The organism is Arthrobacter sp. D3-18, assembly GCF_054408525.1.
In genome coordinates, this window is record NZ_CP096440.1 from 2,258,967 (window position 1) to 2,278,672 (window position 19,706).

Consider the following 19,706-nt stretch of genomic DNA (forward strand, 5'->3'; position numbering starts at 1 on the left):
GTAGTCTAGCCAGCCTTCGTACCGGAAGGTGAGTTGTACTGCGCCAAGGCCGCGTCGACCCACTCGCGGGATTCCTGCCGAAGGTGCCCGGGATCGAGGATCCGAACGGTGCCTCCATGCTGCGAAACGAACATCGGCAGCCACTCAGCGTTGCCGAATCGAACTTCGGCAAGCAGGCCACCGTCGGGCAGTTGTGCGGTGCGTTCGGCGTAGTAGTCGTCAGCCAATCCGGCCCCTTGACGGGTCAGCTGGAGGACCACCAGCACGTCATCATCGCTGGGCGTGAACAGCCGGGCCGGAAAATCCTGCCCGGCTGTTGACGGCGTGGACACGGCGCGGCCGTTGGTCTCCAAGGCTTCTACCCTGTCCAGCCGGAAGTTCCTGATTCCCGCCTTGCTGTGGCAGTACGCCTCGAAGTACCACGTATTGTCCAGTGAGTAGAGCCGCAGGGGGTCAACGTCCCTCTCGGTAACTTCATCGCGTTGCAGTGAGAAGTACCTGAGTCGCAATTGCCGGCCCTCACGGATTGCCCCGGTTATGGCGGCGAAAGCCTGTGATTGTTCCGGCGCCACCGACTGCCCGGACACTGAGCCGGCCAATCGTGCGGCCTGACCTGCGGCGCCTGTCAGCTTGATGGTCACGGCTTCGAGGGCGCTCCCCGACTCATCCTCAAGCATTCCTGCCAGTGCCGGCAGGTCCCCCAGCATGGCCAGGCCGGTCAGCAACGCAGCCGCTTCGTCTTCACTGAAGCGGACTGGACGGTTCAAATCGAGGTGTTCGGAGATGTAGACGTGATCGTTCTCCCATTGAATGTCCAGCAGATCGTCAGGGTACCCCTCGGGCAGCCCCGAGCAGATAAGGATTTTCAGGTCATCGATCAGCGCCTTGCGGCTGATGCCAAAGTGATCGGCTACCTGCTGGATGTGCAGGCCTTGGTGGTGAACCAGGAAAGGAACCAACTGCAGCATCCTGGCGAGTTGGTCTTCAGAGGTGCGCTTGCGCGTGCGGGGCGCACGGCCGGCTTCGGGAAACCCGATGGGTACGGGCGGAAGGTCATCAAAGTCTGCGGCTGCTTTGAGGCGACGTACGACGGCGGCACGCAGTTCCGCGGGTCCTGCCACTTTGGCGTGGGGACCGTAGGATGCCAGCTCTTCGGCCAGTTGCTCGGGATCCCGGAAATCCACAGTGATGCGGTCCCGACTGCTTGCATTCGGGGCTGCCTCCACGGACACGGCCCTTTTGCGCAAGGCAAGCAGCCTGTCCATATCGATGTCCAAAGTGGCTTGTTGGACAGGCAGCTCATTGAGTGCGTCCAACTCCGCTCGGGCGCTGAAGTCTTCCGGCGGTTGGAAAGTGCTGGTGGTTACAACGCTTACTGCGGTGGTCATCCGTGAGAGCCTGAAGAGCCTTTTGGCCCGTCGCCCCCGATCCCAGCCCGCGAGGTACCACTGACCGAAGCGGCTGCCCAACCCCCATGGCTCGACTTCGCGGACTTCTTCCCTGCCCGTACTGACCGCGAGGTAGCCGAAGCGGACCGGATGCTTGCCGTGCATTGCCGCAACGACGTCGTCGAAGGCCTGTCCTGCGGGTTTAATCCTTGGCTGGACCCCTGCTGGGAGGTCCACGTCAGTGAAGCCTCCTGCTGCCTGCAGCTTGCGGACGGCGTTGGCGGCTGCGGTTCCCAGTGCAGCGCGTTCCCATAGCTGAGCCGCCAGCAGAAGCACCGTGCTCTCCGCGGTCGTCAGGCTCACGTCCGGAAGCCGGTTGGAGTCCTTGCCGATGCGGTAGCGCGTCGAGGCGGGGTCGTCCGCGCCGAAATTGCGCGGGTCCATCAGGGTTTCAATCTCGAAGCCAAACTGCTTCAGATCCACTTTGTCGCGCTCGAACATCCGTCCAAAGGCGACATCATTGTCCGCTGAATCGTGATAAACCTTTTCGCGCAGCACGGCACGTGGAAGGCCAACTTTGGTATTGAGCAAAGCCAGGAGCAGATTCAGGAGACGTTCAGTGCGGGATGCGGACACGGTTGCTACGTTACTAAAAACCAACGGGAAAACAGCAAGGCGCGTCACCTACCGGCAAAACCGGAAGGTAACGCGCCTCGAAAGAAGCCAGAGTCCTAGCGGACAGCCACGAGGTCGACGACGAAGATCAAGGCCTCGTTGGGCTTGATTGCTCCACCAGCGCCACGTGAGCCGTAGGCGAGCTCCGAGGGGATCTCCAGGCGACGGCGGCCGCCCACCTTCATGCCCAGCAGGCCCTGATCCCAACCCTGGATAACCTGGCCGACGCCGACGCGGAAGTCCAGCGGAGCGCCACGGCCCCAGGAAGCGTCGAATTCTTCGCCAGTGGACCAGGCAACGCCGACGTAGTGGGTGGACACAGTGTCGCCGGCCTTGGCCTCGGGGCCGGTGCCCTCAATGAGGTCCGTGATGACGAGGTCCGTGGGGACGTCGCCTTCCGGGAAGTCGATTTCGGGCTTGGTGCGGTCGAAGTCACGCTGACCAAATGACATGCTTGCTCCTTAGTGGAAGGGACGAAGAGGTTTCAGGAACCAGCTTAGCCAGAACCTGGGCGGGATCTACTTTTTGCCAGTGATCTCGACGACGAAGACCAGCGGGCCGGCAGGTTTGCCCTGCGCAGCGGCGTTTGCTCCATAGGCGAGATCCGTGGGAATCGTCAGAAGAACCTTGGAACCCACCTTTTGGCCTGTGAGGCCAAGCGTCCAGCCCTTGATGACCTGGTTCAGGCCAAAGGTAGCGGCCTCCCCACGGTCATAGCTGGAGTCGAACTTGGTGCTGTCTTCCCAGCGCCAGCCACTGTAGTTGGCATCGATCGTGTCAGAGCTTGTCAGCTCCTCGCCAGTGCCCTCGGACAGGACCTTCACCGAAAGACCGGCAGGCACATCAGTCTTGGGGATCTCCACGGAAGGCACGCCCTTGTCGTCAAAGGTCACCTTGGGAAGCTTGCCGTCTTTGTCCAGCTGCTCAGTCTCTTCCTTGCTCAACAGACCGGGTGCGTCCTTGGCGGAGGCGATCTTGAATACCACCAGTTGCGTAGACGCAGGTGCCGTTGCCGAGGAGTTGCCCGGAGCGGCGATAGCAACGTGGCTGCCTACTTTGGCGCCGATGATGGCGTCGAAGATCAATTCATTGCCGGTTTTCATCTGCTCCGAGAGCTCGATCGGCTGGGGCCCCTTGGTGTAACCGTCCTCAAGCGTCTTGCCGTCAGTGCCATCCACTGCGACGAACACCAGTTCGGCGATTTGACCCATCTTGACGGGCTCACCGTCGCCTTCGCTGACAACCTTGACGGTGGGTCCCGTCACAGCCAGGGGCTTGGAGAACTCAAGGGCGGGCGCTTTGTCGTTGCCGTTGTCCGTCACCTTCAGGGAGTCGAGCTTGGAGACGTCACCAACGGACTTGCTGGTGGGCTCAGCGGCCGGAGTGCTTTCCCCACCGCAGGCGGTAATGAGCAGGAGGGCGGGAAGAAGTATTGCTAGGAGTCGGCGCACAAAAAGACACTTTCGTCGGGGCAAAGGGACACTCGGAAAGGCGCGTAGCGCATCCAAGCAAGGTGTATCTCGGGTAGAGACCACTATCCAGAATAGCCCGTGAAACTGGGAGTCAGCTTAAAGTGCCCGTCAGCCCATTGAGTCCAGGAGTGCATCCACTCGTTCGTCCACGCTCCGGAAAGGATCCTTGCACAGGATCGTTTGGTGGGCGCGGTCGTTGAGTTTCAGGTGCACCCAGTCCACTGTGTAATCGCGGCCGAGCTCCTGCGCTCTCCGCACAAAGTCTCCCCGAAGCTTTGCGCGAGTCGTCTGGGGTGGTGCGTCCACGGCATCCTTGACCTCGGTTTCCGTCACCAGCCTGCGTGCTGCGCCGCGCGCCTGCAGGAGGAAAAAGATGCCGCGCTGGCGCGAAATATCGTGATAGGTGAGGTCCAGTTGGGCAATACGGGGTGAATCCAGGCTGAGGTCATGGCGGCGCATGTAGCCGTCCATGAGCTTTTTCTTGATAGCCCAATCCACTTCGGTGTCGATGGTGCTGGTGTCGCCGCTCTCGATGGCATTCAAAGTCCGCTCCCACAAGTCCAGGATGAGCGGTACGTGGGCGTTGTGCGCGCCGTTCGTGGCCACGAAGTCCGTGACCTTGTTGAGATACTCCCGCTGAATATCAAGTGCAGTGAGTTGCCGTCCGTTAGCCAATCGGACCAATGCGCGGCCCGTAAGGTCGTGGGAAATTTCGCGGATGCTGCGGATGGGGTTCTCCATGCGCATGTCCCGCATGATGACGCCCGCCTCGATCATGCGGAGGATAAGGTCCACTGTGCCAACCTTGAGCAGCGCGGACGTCTCGGACATGTTGGAGTCGCCAACGATCACGTGGAGGCGGCGGTAGAACTCCGCGTCCGCATGCGGCTCATCGCGTGTGTTGATGATGGGCCTGGACCTGGTGGTGGCCGAGGACACGCCTTCCCAGATATGGTCGGCGCGTTGTGAGAACGCAAACGTGGCCCCGTGCGGGGTCTTCAATACCTTGCCGGCGCCGGCGATCAGCTGCCGTGTGACCAGGAAGGGAATCAGGATTTCGGCCAGACGGGAGAACTCCCCGCGCCGCGGTATGAGGTAATTCTCGTGGCTGCCGTAGGAGTTTCCAGCCGAATCAGTGTTGTTTTTGAAGAGGTAGACCGTGCCATTGAAGCCCTCTGCCGCGAGCCGGGCCTGGGCCTCATCCACGAGGTCGTCCAGGATAAGTTCGCCGGCCCGGTCGTGGGCGATGAGTTGGACAAGGTCGTCGCACTCGGCCGTGGCATACTCAGGGTGCGAGCCCACATCAAGGTAAAGGCGTGAACCGTTGGTGAGGAATACGTTGGAAGACCTCCCCCAACTGACCACCTTGCGGAACAGGTACCGTGCGACTTCCTCGGGAGCCAGCGGGCGTGAATCCGGACTGGAATAGGAGATTCCAAATTCCGTTTCGATGCCAAAAATCCGTTTATCCATCTCAGGTCTCCTCTGTGAGCAACCGGGTCATGTCATCCGGCAGCAGCCGCCGGAACGCCCTGCGGGATCCGCGGTTGCTTTCCGAAGCACGGTAGAGCACGGCGGCTTCGACGGCGGTAGCGGGCAGTTCTTCGACTTCCTTATTCGTGGCCAAGGCGCGCAGTGCCAATTGCATGGCCCCCGCCAAGCTGAGCTCCGCCTCCCAAGCCCCGCTGACGACGTCGGAAATCTGGTCGGCAAGCCCGCCCATGACAACGAAGCCGTTCTCATCGGCGATTGATCCATCGAAGGTGAGCCGGTACAGGTGGTCCTGTTCCTGGGTAAAGCCAACCTCGGCTACAGCCAGTTCCACTTCGAATGGCTTCTGCTCGGCCGTGAACACAGCTCCCAGGCTTTGTGCATAAACGCTGGCAAGGCCGCGCGCGGTCACGTCCTCGCGATCATAGGAATAGCCACGGACATCGGCGTAGCGAACGCCGGCTTGCCTGAGACTTTCAAATTCGTTGTACTTGCCGACTGCCGCGAAGGCGATTTTGTCGTAAATTTCGCCGATTTTGTGCAAGGAGGGTGAAGGGTTTTCGGCGATCAACGCGATGCCGTCTGCGCAGCTGATGACCACGACAGAACGTCCCCGGGCGATGCCCTTCCGTGCGAAGTCCGCACGGTCCTTCATCAGCTGTTCGGGAGAGACATAGAACTGCTGTGTCATCTCAGGCCTCCCGTCCTGCGGCGGCGCGCGATTCGACAATGGCGCCGGCTATCGCGGCCAGGTCCCGTTCAGGGACGCGCCGGTTGCCGGAACGGTCAACCGTATACACCACCGGCCATAGTTGCCGGACAGGGTCAGGACCGCCGGTGGCGGAGTCGTCATCGGCGGCATCGTAGAGGGCTTCTACAGCCACCGACACAGCGTTCTCTTCTGACAGGTTGGGCTTCCACAGTTTCTTCAGGGCACCCCGCGCGAAGACGGAACCCGAACCAACGGAGTGATGCTCCTGTTCCTCGTAGCGGCCGCCTGTGACGTCGTAGGAGAACAAACGGCCCACGCCTGAGACGTGGTCGAAGCCTGCAAACAGTGGAACGACCGCCATGCCCTGCATTGCCATTGGCAGGTTTCCGCGGATCATGGCGCCCAAACGATTGGCCTTGCCGACGAGGCTGAGGAGCGTGCCCTCGATCTTCTCGTAGTGCTCGAGTTCCACTTGGAAAAGCCGTGTGATATCGATTGCCAAGCCGGCAGTTCCGGCAATGCCGAGGACTGAATATTGGTCCGCCGGAAAGACCTTTTCGATGTGCCGGCTGGCGATGATGTTGCCCATGGTGGCGCGGCGATCCCCGGCCATCAGCACACCACCGGCGTACGTCAAGGCCACGATCGTGGTGGCGTGCGGCGAGGACGGGACCATGCCCGCGGGTAACGATTGGGTGAAGGGAAGGAGTTCGGGACGCGAGCGTTGGAGATGCTCCGTGAAAGAAGACGTTGCCTGGGTGGCCAGCGGGCCGGTTGATGGGTCCTGCATTGCTGCACTCCTTCGACTCTGCATTCCGATGCCCGGCGGCCTCACGCCGGCCGGGCAGTACATCCTCTGGCGGGTCCGCCTATTGGCCGCCCTTTTGGACAAACGCCCTCACGAACTCTTCAGCGTTCGATTCGAGAACGCCGTCGATTTCGTCGAGGAGGTCATCCACACCCTGCGTCGCTTCCGAAGCCTGTGCCTCGGGGGCTGCCGGCGGTGCCTCCGGTACGTCCACTTCGGTCTCGGTGTCCCGTGACTGCGGTTGTTGCTGCTCCTGTGCTGCCATTTTCTTTCTCCCTACTGTCAGTCTCCTGAAGACGGAGACTTCCTAATGCCATATTGCCACGCGGACCGGTGCCGCGGATGGCTTTGGACCGGCACGAATATTCCTGTGGCCGGCATCCTTCAACTCCTGGCCGGCGGTGGCGCCTGACCCAGCAATTCGGCCAGGAACGAAGCAGCATCCGCATGGCGGTCAAAGAGGGCGCCGGTCAGGGCCCGTGTGCCCCTCAAAGGCTCACGGGTAGGCACCCGCTGCAGTTTCCCCAACCCTGGGACATCGAAGATCACCGAGTCCCAACTGGCGCCAACGACGTCCTTGCCGAAGCTGGAAACGCAGCGACCGCGGAAGTAAGCCCGAGTGTCCGACGGCGGTTCGGTGACCGCCCGGGTGATGTCGCCGTCGTCGACAATGCGCATCATCCGGTCCCTGGAGAGCAACCTGTAGTAGAGGCCTTTCTCGGGCCGGATATCGGACCATTGGAGATCCACCAAGCCGAGTCGTGCATCGTCCCACGCCAGCCCGTCGCGGTTACGGTAACCTTCCAGCAATGATTTTTTGGCCACCCACTCAACCGACGAGGCAGCAGCATCAGGATCTGTACCGAGAGTTGTCAACGTGGACTCCCAATGAGACAAAACCTGATGCGTATGGCCATCTCCAGTGACTGAATCCGCTACCCCTGTCTCCTGGGCCAGTTTGGCGGCAGCCTCGAAATACATCCATTGGAGATCGAGGGCGGTCACGCGTCTCCCGTCGAGGAGCCTCACGGTGACGGCCAAGGTAGTGTCGTGGCTGACGGCTTGGAGCGCCTGGACAGGCTCATGAACTTCGATCCTCGGGGCCTGTCCCGCCTCAATGAGGCTCAGGACCATGGCAGTGGTTCCGAACTTCAGGAAATTCGAAGCCTGGCTCAGATTGGCGTCGCCAATGATCACGTGGAGGCGGCGATACTTGTCCGCCGTGGCGTGTGGCTCGTCCCTTGTGTTGATGATGGGGCGGCGGATTGTTGTTTCCAGCCCCACCTCTGCTTCAAAGAAGTCGGCCCGCTGGCTGATCTGGTAGCCGGGAGTTGAACTGTCCTGCCCTATCCCCACCCTGCCCGCACCACAGGTGACCTGGCGGGAAACAAAGAAGGGGGTTAGCCCGCGGATGATGTCCCCGAAGGGCACCGAACGCGGCATGAGGTAGTTCTCATGCGAGCCATAAGACACAGACTTGTTATCGGTGTTGTTCTTGTACAGGTTGATCGGAGGAAGCGCGGCATCGGACGCGACCTTCCTGACGGTGGCCAGGGCAACCAGGTCGCCCGCGGCATCCCACGCGACGACATCGCGTGGATTGGTGACCTCCGGGCTGGAATACTCCGGGTGCGCATGATCGACGTATAGGCGTGCACCATTGCCGAGGACCATGTTCATCAGCAGGGAACCGGACTCGTCTGCGCCATCGAGTTCCAACTCCTGGCGGCCATAGGCCAAGGCGACGGCTTCGGCGTCGAGCACTGGCGGCTGGTCCGTCAGCTGGCTGGGATCCGCCGCTGCCCTATCCACTGTCCAACCGCGGGCATCGTGCAGCGGTTCCTCGTCCGTGTAGTCCCACCGCGTCTCAGCCCCACCCGCCGCACGCTGCCGGGTAACGGTTGCATACGCCTGGATGATCCTTGCGGACATCATGGTGGCGTTGGCTCCCGGAGCTGACGGCGCATGGATCCCATATTCAGTTTCCGAACCCATAACGCGCATGGCGCCGCCTGCGGGAAGCTTCTCTGCGGGTGAACCCTCGGGCCTTGCTGTCACAGGTACTGACCTGTGTTGGCGGTGGTTTCGATGGACTTGCCAGGTTCCTGACCTGCCTTGCCCTGAACGATGGTCCGGATGTAGGTGATCCTTTCGCCCTTCTTGCCCGAAATCCGTGCCCAGTCATCCGGGTTGGTGGTGTTGGGCATGTCCTCGTGCTCACGGAACTCATCCACCACGGCCCGAAGCAGGTGATCGATCCGAAGACCTTTCTGGTGGTTGGTCAGCAAATCCTTGATGGCGTACTTCTTGGCCCGATCCACCACATTCTGGACCACGGCGCCGGAGTTGAAGTCCTTGAAGTACAGCATTTCGGTATCGCCGTTGGCATAAGTGACCTCGAGGTACTCGTTGGACTTCTCCGTGGAGTACATGGCCTCCACGGTGCGCTGGACCATCGCATCAACGGTGGCCTGCACGTCGCCGCCATACTCAGCCAAATCCTGAGGGTGGAAGGGCAGGTCAGTGGTGATGTATTTGGCGAAGATGTCGGCTGCGGCTTCGGCGTCAGGTCGTTGGATCTTCACCTTCACATCAAGGCGACCGGGACGAAGGATGGCGGGATCGATCATGTCCTCACGGTTTGAGGCACCAATGACGATCACGTTGTCCAGGCGCTCCACACCGTCGATCTCGCTGAGTAGCTGCGGCACGATGGTGGTTTCGACGTCGGACGATACCCCGGTACCGCGGGTGCGGAACAAGGAGTCCATTTCGTCGAAGAAGACCACCACGGGGCTGCCGTCTGAAGCCTTTTCACGGGCGCGGGAGAAGATCAGCCGGATGTGGCGCTCGGTCTCACCCACGTACTTGTCAAGGAGCTCCGGCCCCTTGATGTTCAGGAAGTAACTCTTGAGATCGGTGTTGCCCGCCCGTTCCGCTGCCCGGGCGGCGAGCGAATTCGCTACTGCCTTGGCAATCAGGGTTTTGCCGCAGCCTGGAGGGCCGTAGAGCAAGATGCCCTTGGGGGCCTTGAGGCCATGCTCACGGTAGAGGTCCGGATGGAGGAACGGCAGCTCAACGGCGTCGCGGATCTGCTCGATCTGCGGTCCAAGCCCACCGATGTCCTGGTAGGTGATGTCCGGAACTTCTTCGAGGACTAGGTTCTCCACCTCGGCGCGCGGGACTTTTTCCAGTGCATAGCCGGTCCGTGAATCAAGCGACAACGCGTCGCCCACTTTCAAATGAACGCTTTGGAGTGCCCCGGACAGCCTGACTACACGTTCTTCGTCGGCTCGGCCGACCACAAGTGCGCGGTCCTTGCCCAGCATTTCCTTAAGGGTGACCAATTCGCCGGCGCGTTCGTAACCGAGCCCGGCCACTACCAGGAGTGCCTCGTTCAGCAGGACTTCCTGTCCTACAGCGAGCTGGTTGAGGTTGACGAGCGGGCTGACTCCCACGCGCATTTTGCGGCCGGCGTTAAAGATGTCCACGGACTCTTCGGTGGCTGCCTGCCCTGAACTGCCGGCGGACGGCTGCTTCCGTGGGTTGATCTGCACCACTGTGCCGAAGCTGTAAGGAGGCTGGCCCTCCTGCTCCAAGGCGCCCTTCAAACGAAGAATCTCAGCTTTCGCCGTTTCCAGCATGCTGACCAGTTTGCCGTTGTTCTGGGTCGCGGCTGCCAACTGGCGGTCAATGTGGCGAAGCTTGTCCCGAAGGATGTTGATTTGCCGTTCGGCAACAGTCAGCTCACTCGAGGTCTCCGGCGGTTGAACAGCGCCAAGCCCCCGGCTTGCCGTATTCTCCGCTGCGTCGTTTGCTTCTTCCGGCGTCGGCCGTCCAAGGTCGTTGTTTGACGTATCCACGATTCATCAGCCCCTTCCTGCGCTTAACAAGACCTTAGTCCCGAAAAGCTCAGGGTGCTTGGTGACATTCGGAATGCGAACCCTATTGTGACCTTTGTCAGTTTGTGACTGAGGGATCATCCTGAACGTTGGTCCCGGCGATGGCATCACGTGCTGCACGGCGCAGTTTCTTGTCCGAGACGGAGCGCTCCCCCACTGCAGCAGGGGTCCAGGCGTTAAGGTCCTCTTCGCTGAATTCGGTCTTGGAAGGGCGGCGCTTCACGGAAATTCCGGTGACGCCATCGGCGAGTCGGCGCGTGACGAGCAGGAATCCGGTGTGCGCGACCATTCGGTGGTCCGGCCGAACCGCGAGGCCTTCAAGGTGCCAGCCGCGAACCATCGATTCCCAAGCGTCCGGCTCGGTGAAGCGGCCGTCAGCGCGGATGGCTTCTGCGGTACGGGACAACTGGGTGACGGTTGCTACGTAGTTGATCCAGACACCGCCGGGAGCCAGGACAGTGGCGACGGCGTCCAAGCACTCCCACGGCGCAAGCATGTCCAGCACGACGCGGTCCACCGATCCCGGGGCCTCGGCTTTGACTACCTCTTCCTGGAAATCTCCCAGGGAGATCTGCCACGCGGGGTGCGGGCCTCCAAAGATGGTCTCAACGTTTCCACGGGCGATGTCCGCGAATTCTTCGCGACGCTCGAAGGAGTGGAGGTAACCGCCGTCGCCGACTGCGCGCAGCAGGGAAATGGAGAGGGCGCCGGAGCCCACCCCGGCTTCCACCACACGAGCGCCCGGGAAGATATCGGCCATGGTGACAATCTGCCCGGCATCCTTGGGATAAACCACGGCCGCGCCACGGGGCATGGACAGTACGAAGTCAGAGAGCAGCGGCCGCAACGTCTGGTACTGCTGGCCGACGTTGTTGCTTACCACCGAGCCATCCACCTTGCCGATGATTTCATCGTGGTTCAAGAAGCCGCGGTGCGTATGGAAAGCGCCGCCCACCTCCAAGGTGATGGTGTTCATGCGCCCACGCTCGTCCGTGAGCTGGACCCGCTCGCCCACACGGAAAGGCCCGCGGCGTCGTGCAGCGCCCGTCGGCTGTCCTGCCGAGCCCGTGGCGGGCTCGTCGGTGCCTGTGCTTGCTGCGGGGGCGGCGGTTTCGCTGCTCATGTGGTGTTCCTCGCTCCTGTACGGCTGGGCCGCGGTGTGTAACCGGCTGGTGGGCGCCAAAAAATCAATGGGTCTCTTTCGTATAACCGCCGGCATGTAACTCTACCGGCAAGGCAGTCAGGCGCGCCCGCTCTTGCGCGCTTCCTTACCTGTTATGGCCGTCACTACGGCCTGCTGGCGGAGCAGGCCGGTGACGATTCCGTTGTGATCAACCACAGCGTATTCGCCGCCCTCCAGCCGAGCCAGGTACTGGATCAATTCCTGCCCCTTGGACCATTCGGGGACGTACGCCCCGGCGGCCAGGGCATGCGACACTGCGGTGACCGGCGTCGTCGTGGCAGCTGCGGCTGGAACAGCGAGAGTTGCGGCGAAATCCACAACTCCCTGCGGTTTGCCGTCCGGACCGCAAATCACGACGGCGGGACTTCCGGCCGGGGAAATGTCCAGGACATCTGCCACTGAGGCCGAGTTCGGAACGCCCACTGCGGGCTCAGCCAACCCAGCGGCACTTACCAGGTACAGACGACTGCGTAGCTTCGCGTGGTGGATAGAGCTGGAAGCGCCCATCCAGAGGAAGCCGCACACCAGCACCGTGATCACTATAAAGGTGAGGTCCGGCCAAGCGCCGCTGATCAAGGGCAGGCCAATAAACCAAATGACCAGGACCACAACAATGATGCGGCCGGACCATCCTGCGGCAATGGTGCCTTTGTCCTGGCTGCCAGTGGCCTTCCACACGGCAGACTCCACCAAACGCCCGCCATCCAGTGGCATTCCGGGAAGTATGTTGAAGATGCCGATCAAGAGGTTTGCCCTCATCAGGATGTCGCCCAAGGTGGCCGACACGCCACTGAGCAGGTCGGCGGACATCACTGCCCACATGACCGCGGCGACGACGAAGTTGGAAACGGGCCCAGCCAGGGCGACGATGACGGACTTCCCCGGCGAAGCCGTGAAGTTCTCGAACTGAGTGTGTCCGCCCCAAAGATTCAGCACAATCTTTTCGGTGGGCCATTTGAAGGCCTTTGCGCTGAGCGCATGTGCAAGTTCGTGGATCAGGACAGACATGGCGAGTAGCAGGGCAATGCACAGCGCCACAATGTAGGCCCAGTTATTCAGATAGGGCATGTAGTCCATCAACACGGGCCCGTAAACGAACACCGTAAAGGCTGCTATGACGAACCACGAATAGGCCAGATAGACAGGAATGCCGGCGATTCGTCCGAGGGGGATGCCCTCCCTCTTTTTGGTTTGCGAGTGATGCGGTGTGGAGGGGCTGCTCACCTAGTTGGCCCCTTCAAGCAGGTTCGCTGCGGCGAAACGGTCAGCCACGAGCTGTTGTAGATCGGGTGCAGTACGGCCGACCAGCGTGGGCCACATGATCATCCGGGGGTCTTCCGGGAGGGGAACCTGATGGGGAATTCCTACTGTGACCACACCCGACGCGATGGCGGCTGTGGCACCTGGGATGGAATCCTCGAGAGCGACACAGTGGTCAATAGTGACGGACGGGTCGTCCAACCTGAGCCGTTCCACGGCGGTGAGGTAGGCCTCTGGGTGCGGCTTCCCGTTGGTGACGGTATCGCCGGTGACCATGAACTCGAAGTAGGGCTTGGGAAGGCTCTCCACCACGACGCCTGCCAAAGGACCCTCTGACATTGTTACCAGGGCACAGCGGATGCCCGCCAAATGGAGTTCATCCAGCAGTTCGCGTGCGCCGGGCCGCCACGGGACTTCTTTGCGGACCTGCTCGATGACCTGTGCGCTCAGGGTGTCCACGATTTCACGGGCCTCGAGCCTGACGCCTGCGGCCTGCAGAACGGCAGCTGAGTGCAGCAGGGACTGTCCCACCAATTGCATCGCCTGCTGGTGGGACCAAGTGCCGCCGTGGGATTCCACCAGCGCGCGCTCCGCAGCGATCCAGTAGGGTTCTGTGTCCACGAGGGTGCCATCCATATCCCAGAGCACGGCTTTGAGGAGGGGCTGGCTGGGTAACGAATGCATGGTTTCCAGTCTACGTGGAACCTGGCGGGCGGCTGTTCGCCCGTTGCGCTGTGGGCGAATCCCGGACACGCTTCGGCGTGAAATGCCATGCATCCACGAGGGTCTTGGACGTAGGGTGAGTGGATGAACAGTGTGGACGGGACCCCCGAAGGACAGGACATCACCGCGGAGCCCGAGCGTTTCCTCAAGGAACCCGCGGACGGCCAGCGTGTAACCGTAATGCTCGCCGCGTTTGAGGGCTGGAATGACGCCGGTGAGGCCGCTAGCGATGCGCTGCACTACTTGAACAAGCTCTGGGACGGCAAGAAGGTTGCCACTGTGGACGCCGAGGAGTATTACGACTTCCAGTTCACGCGGCCCACCGTGCGGCGCACGTCCTCAGGCGCCCGAAAGGTGAAATGGCCGTCTACGCGGATTTACAAGGCTGAAGTTCCCGACAGCAACGTTGACGTGGTCCTGGTGCTCGGTACCGAACCTTCATACCGCTGGCGCGCCTACACCACCGAATTATTGGTCCATGCTGAAGCGCTCAAGGTGGATTCCGTGATTTTGGTGGGCGCGCTGCTCGCCGACGTGCCCCACAGCCGTCCAATTCCGGTGAGCACCACCACAGAGGACAGTTCCCTGCGGGAGCGCCTCAACTTGGAGGCTTCCCAGTACGAGGGGCCAGTGGGCATCGTGGGTGTGCTCGCAGAGTTCGCAATGCTGGCAGGGCTACCCACGGTCTCCTTGTGGGCAGCAGTTCCGCATTACGTTGCCCAGCCACCTTCCCCCAAGGCGCAGCTCGCGATCCTGCACAGGATCGAGGATTTGCTGCAGGTTCCCTTGGACAGCCAGGCGTTGGCTGAAGAATCGGAGGCTTGGGAGCGTGGCGTGGACGAGCTCGCCACGGAAGACCCTGAGATTGCTGCTTATGTGCGGCAACTGGAGGAGGCGAAGGACACCGCTGATCTCCCGGAGGCGTCCGGTGAGTCCATTGCCCGCGAGTTTGAGCGGTATTTGAAGCGACGTGGCAAAGAGCGTCCCTAAGGGATCGGACAACCAACAACGGCCCTGACACGATGTCAGGGCCGTTGCTTGTTTTCCGGGTAGCTTAGAGCTCAACCCCGAGCAAAGCATCAATGGCGTCGGTAACAAGGGCGGTATCGTGCGCTGACTTGTCAGCGCCAGTGCGAATCGCTTCCTCCGCCCAGGAGTCGACGGCGGCGATTGCGCCCGGAGCGTTAAGGTCGTTGGCAAGTTCATCGCGCATGGCAGATATCAGCGCTGCAGCGGATCCGGCCGGTGCATGATCCAGGGCGGCACGCCACTGGGTGATCCGGTCCTTGGCTTCGGCAAACTCTGCATCGGTCCAGGACCAGTCCGAGCGGTAGTGATGGGCAAGGATGGCAAGGCGGATGGCCGACGGCTCCTCCCCTGCAGCGCGCAGCTTTGAGACAAGAACCAGGTTGCCCTTGGACTTGCTCATCTTCTCGCCGTCCAAACCCACCATGCCGGCGTGTGAATAGTGGCGCGCCAGCGGAACGCCGGACAAGGAGTAGGCGTGGCCTGCACCCATTTCATGGTGCGGGAAGACCAGATCCGAGCCGCCGCCCTGAACAGTGAAGGGGGCGGGAAGGTACTTTTGCGCAATCACCGTACATTCGATGTGCCAACCTGGCCGGCCATCGCCCAAGGTAGCTCCGGGCCAGCTCGGTTCACCGTCCCGTGCAACGCGCCAGAGCAACGGATCGAGGGCATGGCGCTTACCCGCCCTCGCGGGGTCGCCACCGCGCTCCGCGAAGAGCTCCAGCATTTCCTTTTCGCCGAGCCCGGAGACATCGCCCAGCGTCCAGGCGTCTGTGGCGTCGGAGCGTTTGCCCGCCGTCTCGACGTCGTAGTAGACATCGCCGTCGGGTTCTCCATCAGAACCGGCAACGCGATAAGCAACGCCGTCGGCAATAAGCTGCTCGATGGCGGGCACGATGTCCGGGATCGCCTCAACTGCGCCGATGTAATGGTTCGGTGCGAGGACATTCAGGGCGTCCATGTCTGTCTGGAACAGGTTGATCTGACTCTGGGCCAAGTCACGCCAGTCCACGCCTGTTGCCGTGGCGCGCTCCAGGAGGGGATCATCGATGTCCGTGACGTTTTGGACGTAGGAGACGCGGACTCCGGCATCGCGCCAGGCACGGTTCAGGAGGTCGAATGCCACATAACTGGCTGCGTGTCCCATGTGCGTAGCGTCATACGGTGTGATGCCACAGACGTACATTGACTGTTCCGGCTGTCTCTCCACGTCCACCACTCGGCCGAGGGCTGTGTCGTACAGCCTTAGTTGCGGCATGCTGCCGGGCAGCTCAGGAACAGGGCGGGAGGTCCACGATTTCACGACTCAACCTTAGTGCTAGGCACTGATGACATTGAAACCGAGCAGGACATACAAGGCCAGGCCCAGAAGGATCCGGTACCAAACGAAGAGCCTGTAACTGCGGGTGGAGACAAACTTCAGGAACCAGCCAATGATGATGTAACCCACCACGAAAGCGATCACTGTGGCCAACGCAGTCTCCGGGAGACCGTAGGGACCAGCAAGACCCTCGTTCGTCACCGTCTTATAAAGCTGGTAGAGGCCACTGCCAAACACCGCTGGTATGGCCAGGAGGAAGGAGTACCGGGCAGCCGCTTCACGGGTGTACCCCATGAGGAGGCCGGCTGTGATGGTGCCGCCGGAGCGGGAAACGCCCGGGATCAAAGCCATGGCTTGCGCGAAGCCGTAGAGGATGCCGTGCTTATAGCTCAGTTGTGTGAGGTCCCTCTCTTGCCGGCCAATGGCATCGGCCACAGCGAGAATCATGCCGAAAACGATCAGCATGGTGGCAACGATCCACATACTGCGTAACACCGACTCAATCTGGTCCTGGAACAACAGGCCCAGGATGATGATGGGCAAGCTGCCCAGGATGACCAGCCAACCCATGCGGGCATCCGGGTTGTTTCGCTCCACCTTGCCCGTGAGGGAGCCGAACCAAGCCCCGACGATCCGGACGATGTCACGCCAGAAGTAGACGATCACGGCCGTTTCAGTTCCCAACTGTGTGATGGCCGTGAAGGCCGCACCCGGGTCTGCGGCGTTCGGAAGGAACGAGCCGACAATCCGCAGGTGTGCGCTTGAGGAAATCGGGAGGAATTCGGTGAGGCCCTGCACCAGGCCCAGCAAGGCTGCTTCTATCCAGTTCACGTGAATAGACCCTACGTCATGAAGTCCGCTAACTCCCCGTAAGCTAACTGCTATGCAGCAGCGTTATGTCGGAAACAGTGGATTCCGTGTGTCCTCATTGTCTCTTGGAACCATGTCCTGGGCCCAGGAGACCGACGAGCAGGACGCGGCTGAATTGCTCCATGAATTCGTTGCCGCCGGGGGCACTGTTGTGGACACGGCAGCGTCTTATGCGCAGGGCCGTGCAGAAGCCATGCTGGGATCCATGCTGGGCGACGTCGTGGCCCGCTCCGAAATTGTGATTTCCACTAAAGCCGGCGTGTCGTCCTCAGACTCCAGGCGTAGCATCAACGCTTCCCGAGGAGCGATGCTATCCGCGCTTGATGCCAGCCTCGCAAGGCTCGGCACCGACTACATCGACATATGGTTCGCCCACGAGTGGGATCCGAATGTGCCCTTGGACGAGACTCTTTCGGCATTGGAACTTGCCCAGCGGAGCGGACGTGCCCGCTACGTAGGGATCTCCAATTACAACGGTTGGCAGACGGCCAAGGCAGCCGCCGTGGCCGGCTTCACCCTCGTAGCCAACCAGTCCGAATACTCCCTCGTTCAGCGCAAAGCCGAGGAAGAACTCATCCCTGCGGTGGAAGACGCCGGACTGGGGCTGATGGCGTGGGCACCTTTGGGCCGTGGAGTACTCAGCGGCAAATACCGTGGCCAGATTCCTGCTGATTCCCGTGCCGCACAGAGTCGCCTGGCCGGTTACGTCGAGCCGTATCTTGAGTCGCGGCCATCCCGTGTGGTGGAGGCCGTGGCCATGGCAGCCCGCGGACTGGGCCGCACACCGATGGACGTGTCCCTCAGTTGGTTGCTCTCCCGGCCGGGCGTGGCGACGGCAATTATTGGCCCGAGGAACGCCGTTCAGCTCAAGGAACTACTGGACGCTCAACTGACGGCGCTGCCAGCTGAGATTGCCCGCGCTCTCGAGGACGTTTCAGCAGCTTAGTCGGGCTTATTGGCGGTCCAGGATGTCTAACAGGTAGCTGCCGTAGCCGCTCTTGGCGAGCTTGGCGGCCTGCTGGCGGAGCTCATCATCCGTCAGGTAGCCCATTCGCCAAGCCACCTCCTCCGGAGCACCAATCTTCAAGCCCTGCCGGTTTTCCGTTGTGCGGACATAGTTTGAGGCGTCATTGAGGTCGCTGAAGGTACCAGTGTCCAGCCACGCGGTTCCCCGCGGAAATTTCTGGACATGCAACCGGCCAAGCTCCATATATTTCCTGTTGATATCCGTGATCTCCAGCTCTCCCCGCGGGGACGGTTGCAGGTCCTTGGCCATGGCAACCACGTTGTTGTCATAAAAGTAGAGCCCGGGAACTGCATAGTTACTTTTGGGCGCTGTGGGCTTTTCTTCGATGGAAACGGCCATGCCTTGGTCGTCGAACTCCACCACGCCGTAGGCGGACGGGTCCTTGACCCAGTACCCGAAGATCGCCCCGCCGTCTACATCGGCATAATGTCGTAGCTGGTTGCCCATGCCCGGGCCGTTGAATATGTTGTCACCCAGGATCAGCGCAACTTTGCCGCCACCTATATGCTGCTCCCCCAGAATGAATGCCTGGGCAAGCCCGTCCGGCGTCGGCTGCCGGGCATAGTTCAGATTAATGCCGAATTGGGAACCATTGCCCAAAAGGTTTTCGAATTGAGGGCCATCCGTTGGTGTCGTGATGATAAGGATGTCACGGATGCCAGCAAGCATCAATGTGCATAGTGGGTAGTAAATCATTGGCTTGTCGAAGACTGGTACCAACTGCTTGCTTATTCCGAGCGTGATGGGATGGAGCCGGGATCCTGTTCCACCGGCCAGAATAATTCCACGCATCTAACTGTCCTCTCCCGCTGCACATTGCCGTATTCGACGGTTACGCTATGGCCATGCAGAGAATCCTTGTCACCGGCGGGGCCGGATTCATCGGATGCAATTTCGTTCACTTCATCATGGAGCACACCCGTCTCCATGTCACTGTCCTGGACAAACTGACTTATGCGGGCAACATTGAATCGCTGTCGGGACTACCCACAGACCGTTTTGAATTTTTCGAGGGTGACATTTGCGATGCTGCCGTGGTGGACTTATTGACATCCCCCGTGGATGCGGTTGTCCACTTTGCTGCCGAGTCGCACAACGATAACTCGTTGGAGGATCCCCGGCCTTTCCTGGACACCAACCTGCTCGGTACGTTCACCCTCATCGAAGCGGCGCGAAAGCACGGTACGCGGTTCCATCACATCTCCACGGACGAGGTGTACGGAGATTTGGCTTTGGACGATCCTCAGCGGTTCACTGAAGACTCCACTTACCGTCCCACGAGTCCCTATTCGGCAACGAAAGCGGGCTCGGACATGTTGGTACGCGCCTGGGTTCGCTCATTTGGCCTCCAGGCGACCATCAGTAATTGTTCCAACAACTACGGACCTTACCAACACGTGGAGAAGTTCATTCCGCGGCAGATCACCAACATCCTCGACGGTCTCCGTCCCCGCCTTTACGGCAAGGGGCGGAACGTCCGGGACTGGATCCATGTGGAGGACCACTCGTCCGCAGTCCTGGCGATATTGGAGGGTGGCCGCTTGGGCGAAACCTACTTAATCGGTGCCGACGGCGAGCGTTCCAACCGCGAGGTAGTGGAGATGTTGCTTGAACTCGTGGGGCAGCCCCGCGATGCTTATGACCTGGTAACCGACCGGCCTGGCCATGACCTCCGCTACGCCATCGATTCAAGCAAACTCCGACGCGAGCTCGGGTGGGCGCCTCGTTATTCAGACTTCGACGCCGGGCTGGCTGACACAGTGCAGTGGTACAGGGACAACGAACACTGGTGGCGGCCGCAAAAGGCAGCCACGGAGTCCAAATACGCTGGACAAGGCCACTAAG

At 61.0% G+C, this 19,706-nt stretch carries 18 protein-coding genes; 3 read left to right on the top strand and 15 right to left on the bottom strand.

The genetic code is table 11. From position 1 onward, the window contains the following. Nucleotides 1-5: 5 nt before the first annotated feature. The 12 genes from M1D89_RS12650 to M1D89_RS12705 all read right to left on the bottom strand — a co-directional run bounded on the left by M1D89_RS12650 (nucleotide 6) and on the right by M1D89_RS12705 (nucleotide 13,668). Nucleotides 6-2,024, bottom strand: a complete 2,019-nt coding sequence (locus tag M1D89_RS12650) for a helix-turn-helix transcriptional regulator (RefSeq protein ID WP_498650841.1) — start codon at nucleotides 2,022-2,024, stop codon at nucleotides 6-8. Nucleotides 2,025-2,119: 95 nt separating this feature from the next. Continuing rightward, nucleotides 2,120-2,515, bottom strand: coding sequence for an FKBP-type peptidyl-prolyl cis-trans isomerase (locus M1D89_RS12655; RefSeq protein ID WP_017200957.1), 396 nt, complete (start codon nucleotides 2,513-2,515; stop codon nucleotides 2,120-2,122). Between the two features lie 66 nt (nucleotides 2,516-2,581). After that, the gene (locus tag M1D89_RS12660) at nucleotides 2,582-3,514 is read right to left on the bottom strand and encodes an FKBP-type peptidyl-prolyl cis-trans isomerase (protein WP_498650842.1); all 933 of its coding nucleotides are present in this window, start codon (nucleotides 3,512-3,514) and stop codon (nucleotides 2,582-2,584) included. A gap of 129 nt (nucleotides 3,515-3,643) precedes the next feature. Continuing rightward, a complete protein-coding gene (pafA, locus tag M1D89_RS12665) occupies nucleotides 3,644-5,008 on the bottom strand; it encodes a Pup--protein ligase (RefSeq protein ID WP_498650843.1) in 1,365 nt (454 codons plus the stop codon). Nucleotide 5,009: 1 nt separating this feature from the next. Beyond that, complete coding sequence (gene prcA / locus M1D89_RS12670; protein ID WP_498650844.1) at nucleotides 5,010-5,717, bottom strand: proteasome subunit alpha; 708 nt, start codon at nucleotides 5,715-5,717, stop codon at nucleotides 5,010-5,012. 1 nt (nucleotide 5,718) lies between these two features. Then, the gene (prcB, locus tag M1D89_RS12675; protein WP_498650845.1) at nucleotides 5,719-6,528 is read right to left on the bottom strand and encodes a proteasome subunit beta; all 810 of its coding nucleotides are present in this window, start codon (nucleotides 6,526-6,528) and stop codon (nucleotides 5,719-5,721) included. A 79-nt stretch (nucleotides 6,529-6,607) separates the two neighbouring features. After that, nucleotides 6,608-6,811, bottom strand: coding sequence for a ubiquitin-like protein Pup (locus tag M1D89_RS12680; RefSeq protein WP_017200952.1), 204 nt, complete (start codon nucleotides 6,809-6,811; stop codon nucleotides 6,608-6,610). Nucleotides 6,812-6,930: 119 nt separating this feature from the next. Beyond that, nucleotides 6,931-8,550: a depupylase/deamidase Dop gene (dop, locus tag M1D89_RS12685; protein WP_498650952.1), complete on the bottom strand. Its 1,620-nt coding sequence runs from the start codon at nucleotides 8,548-8,550 to the stop codon at nucleotides 6,931-6,933. A 50-nt stretch (nucleotides 8,551-8,600) separates the two neighbouring features. Beyond that, nucleotides 8,601-10,409: a proteasome ATPase gene (arc, locus tag M1D89_RS12690; protein ID WP_498650846.1), complete on the bottom strand. Its 1,809-nt coding sequence runs from the start codon at nucleotides 10,407-10,409 to the stop codon at nucleotides 8,601-8,603. 97 nt (nucleotides 10,410-10,506) lie between these two features. Beyond that, nucleotides 10,507-11,571: a tRNA (adenine-N1)-methyltransferase gene (locus M1D89_RS12695; RefSeq protein ID WP_498650847.1), complete on the bottom strand. Its 1,065-nt coding sequence runs from the start codon at nucleotides 11,569-11,571 to the stop codon at nucleotides 10,507-10,509. A gap of 117 nt (nucleotides 11,572-11,688) precedes the next feature. Then, nucleotides 11,689-12,855, bottom strand: a complete 1,167-nt coding sequence (locus tag M1D89_RS12700; protein ID WP_498650848.1) for a site-2 protease family protein — start codon at nucleotides 12,853-12,855, stop codon at nucleotides 11,689-11,691. Beyond that, on the bottom strand, nucleotides 12,856-13,668 hold the full coding sequence (locus M1D89_RS12705; protein WP_498650849.1) for an HAD family hydrolase: 813 nt from the start codon (nucleotides 13,666-13,668) through the stop codon (nucleotides 12,856-12,858). A gap of 30 nt (nucleotides 13,669-13,698) precedes the next feature. Between M1D89_RS12705 and M1D89_RS12710 the strand changes: the two genes are divergently transcribed. Continuing rightward, a complete protein-coding gene (locus M1D89_RS12710) occupies nucleotides 13,699-14,604 on the top strand; it encodes a PAC2 family protein (protein ID WP_054808090.1) in 906 nt (301 codons plus the stop codon). A 64-nt stretch (nucleotides 14,605-14,668) separates the two neighbouring features. Here the strand turns inward: M1D89_RS12710 and mshC are convergent, their stop codons facing one another. Both mshC and M1D89_RS12720 read right to left on the bottom strand, forming a co-directional pair. Then, nucleotides 14,669-15,946: a cysteine--1-D-myo-inosityl 2-amino-2-deoxy-alpha-D-glucopyranoside ligase gene (gene mshC / locus M1D89_RS12715; protein WP_498650850.1), complete on the bottom strand. Its 1,278-nt coding sequence runs from the start codon at nucleotides 15,944-15,946 to the stop codon at nucleotides 14,669-14,671. 15 nt (nucleotides 15,947-15,961) lie between these two features. Beyond that, complete coding sequence (locus tag M1D89_RS12720) at nucleotides 15,962-16,795, bottom strand: undecaprenyl-diphosphate phosphatase (RefSeq protein ID WP_091470731.1); 834 nt, start codon at nucleotides 16,793-16,795, stop codon at nucleotides 15,962-15,964. Between the two features lie 52 nt (nucleotides 16,796-16,847). Here M1D89_RS12720 and M1D89_RS12725 point away from each other — a divergent pair, with 52 nt between their 5' ends. After that, on the top strand, nucleotides 16,848-17,780 hold the full coding sequence (locus M1D89_RS12725; protein WP_498650851.1) for an aldo/keto reductase: 933 nt from the start codon (nucleotides 16,848-16,850) through the stop codon (nucleotides 17,778-17,780). 6 nt (nucleotides 17,781-17,786) lie between these two features. Here the strand turns inward: M1D89_RS12725 and rfbA are convergent, their stop codons facing one another. Then, the gene (gene rfbA, locus M1D89_RS12730; RefSeq protein WP_498650852.1) at nucleotides 17,787-18,653 is read right to left on the bottom strand and encodes a glucose-1-phosphate thymidylyltransferase RfbA; all 867 of its coding nucleotides are present in this window, start codon (nucleotides 18,651-18,653) and stop codon (nucleotides 17,787-17,789) included. A 53-nt stretch (nucleotides 18,654-18,706) separates the two neighbouring features. Between rfbA and rfbB the strand changes: the two genes are divergently transcribed. Next, nucleotides 18,707-19,705, top strand: a complete 999-nt coding sequence (gene rfbB / locus M1D89_RS12735; RefSeq protein WP_498650853.1) for a dTDP-glucose 4,6-dehydratase — start codon at nucleotides 18,707-18,709, stop codon at nucleotides 19,703-19,705. Nucleotide 19,706: the final 1 nt, after the last annotated feature.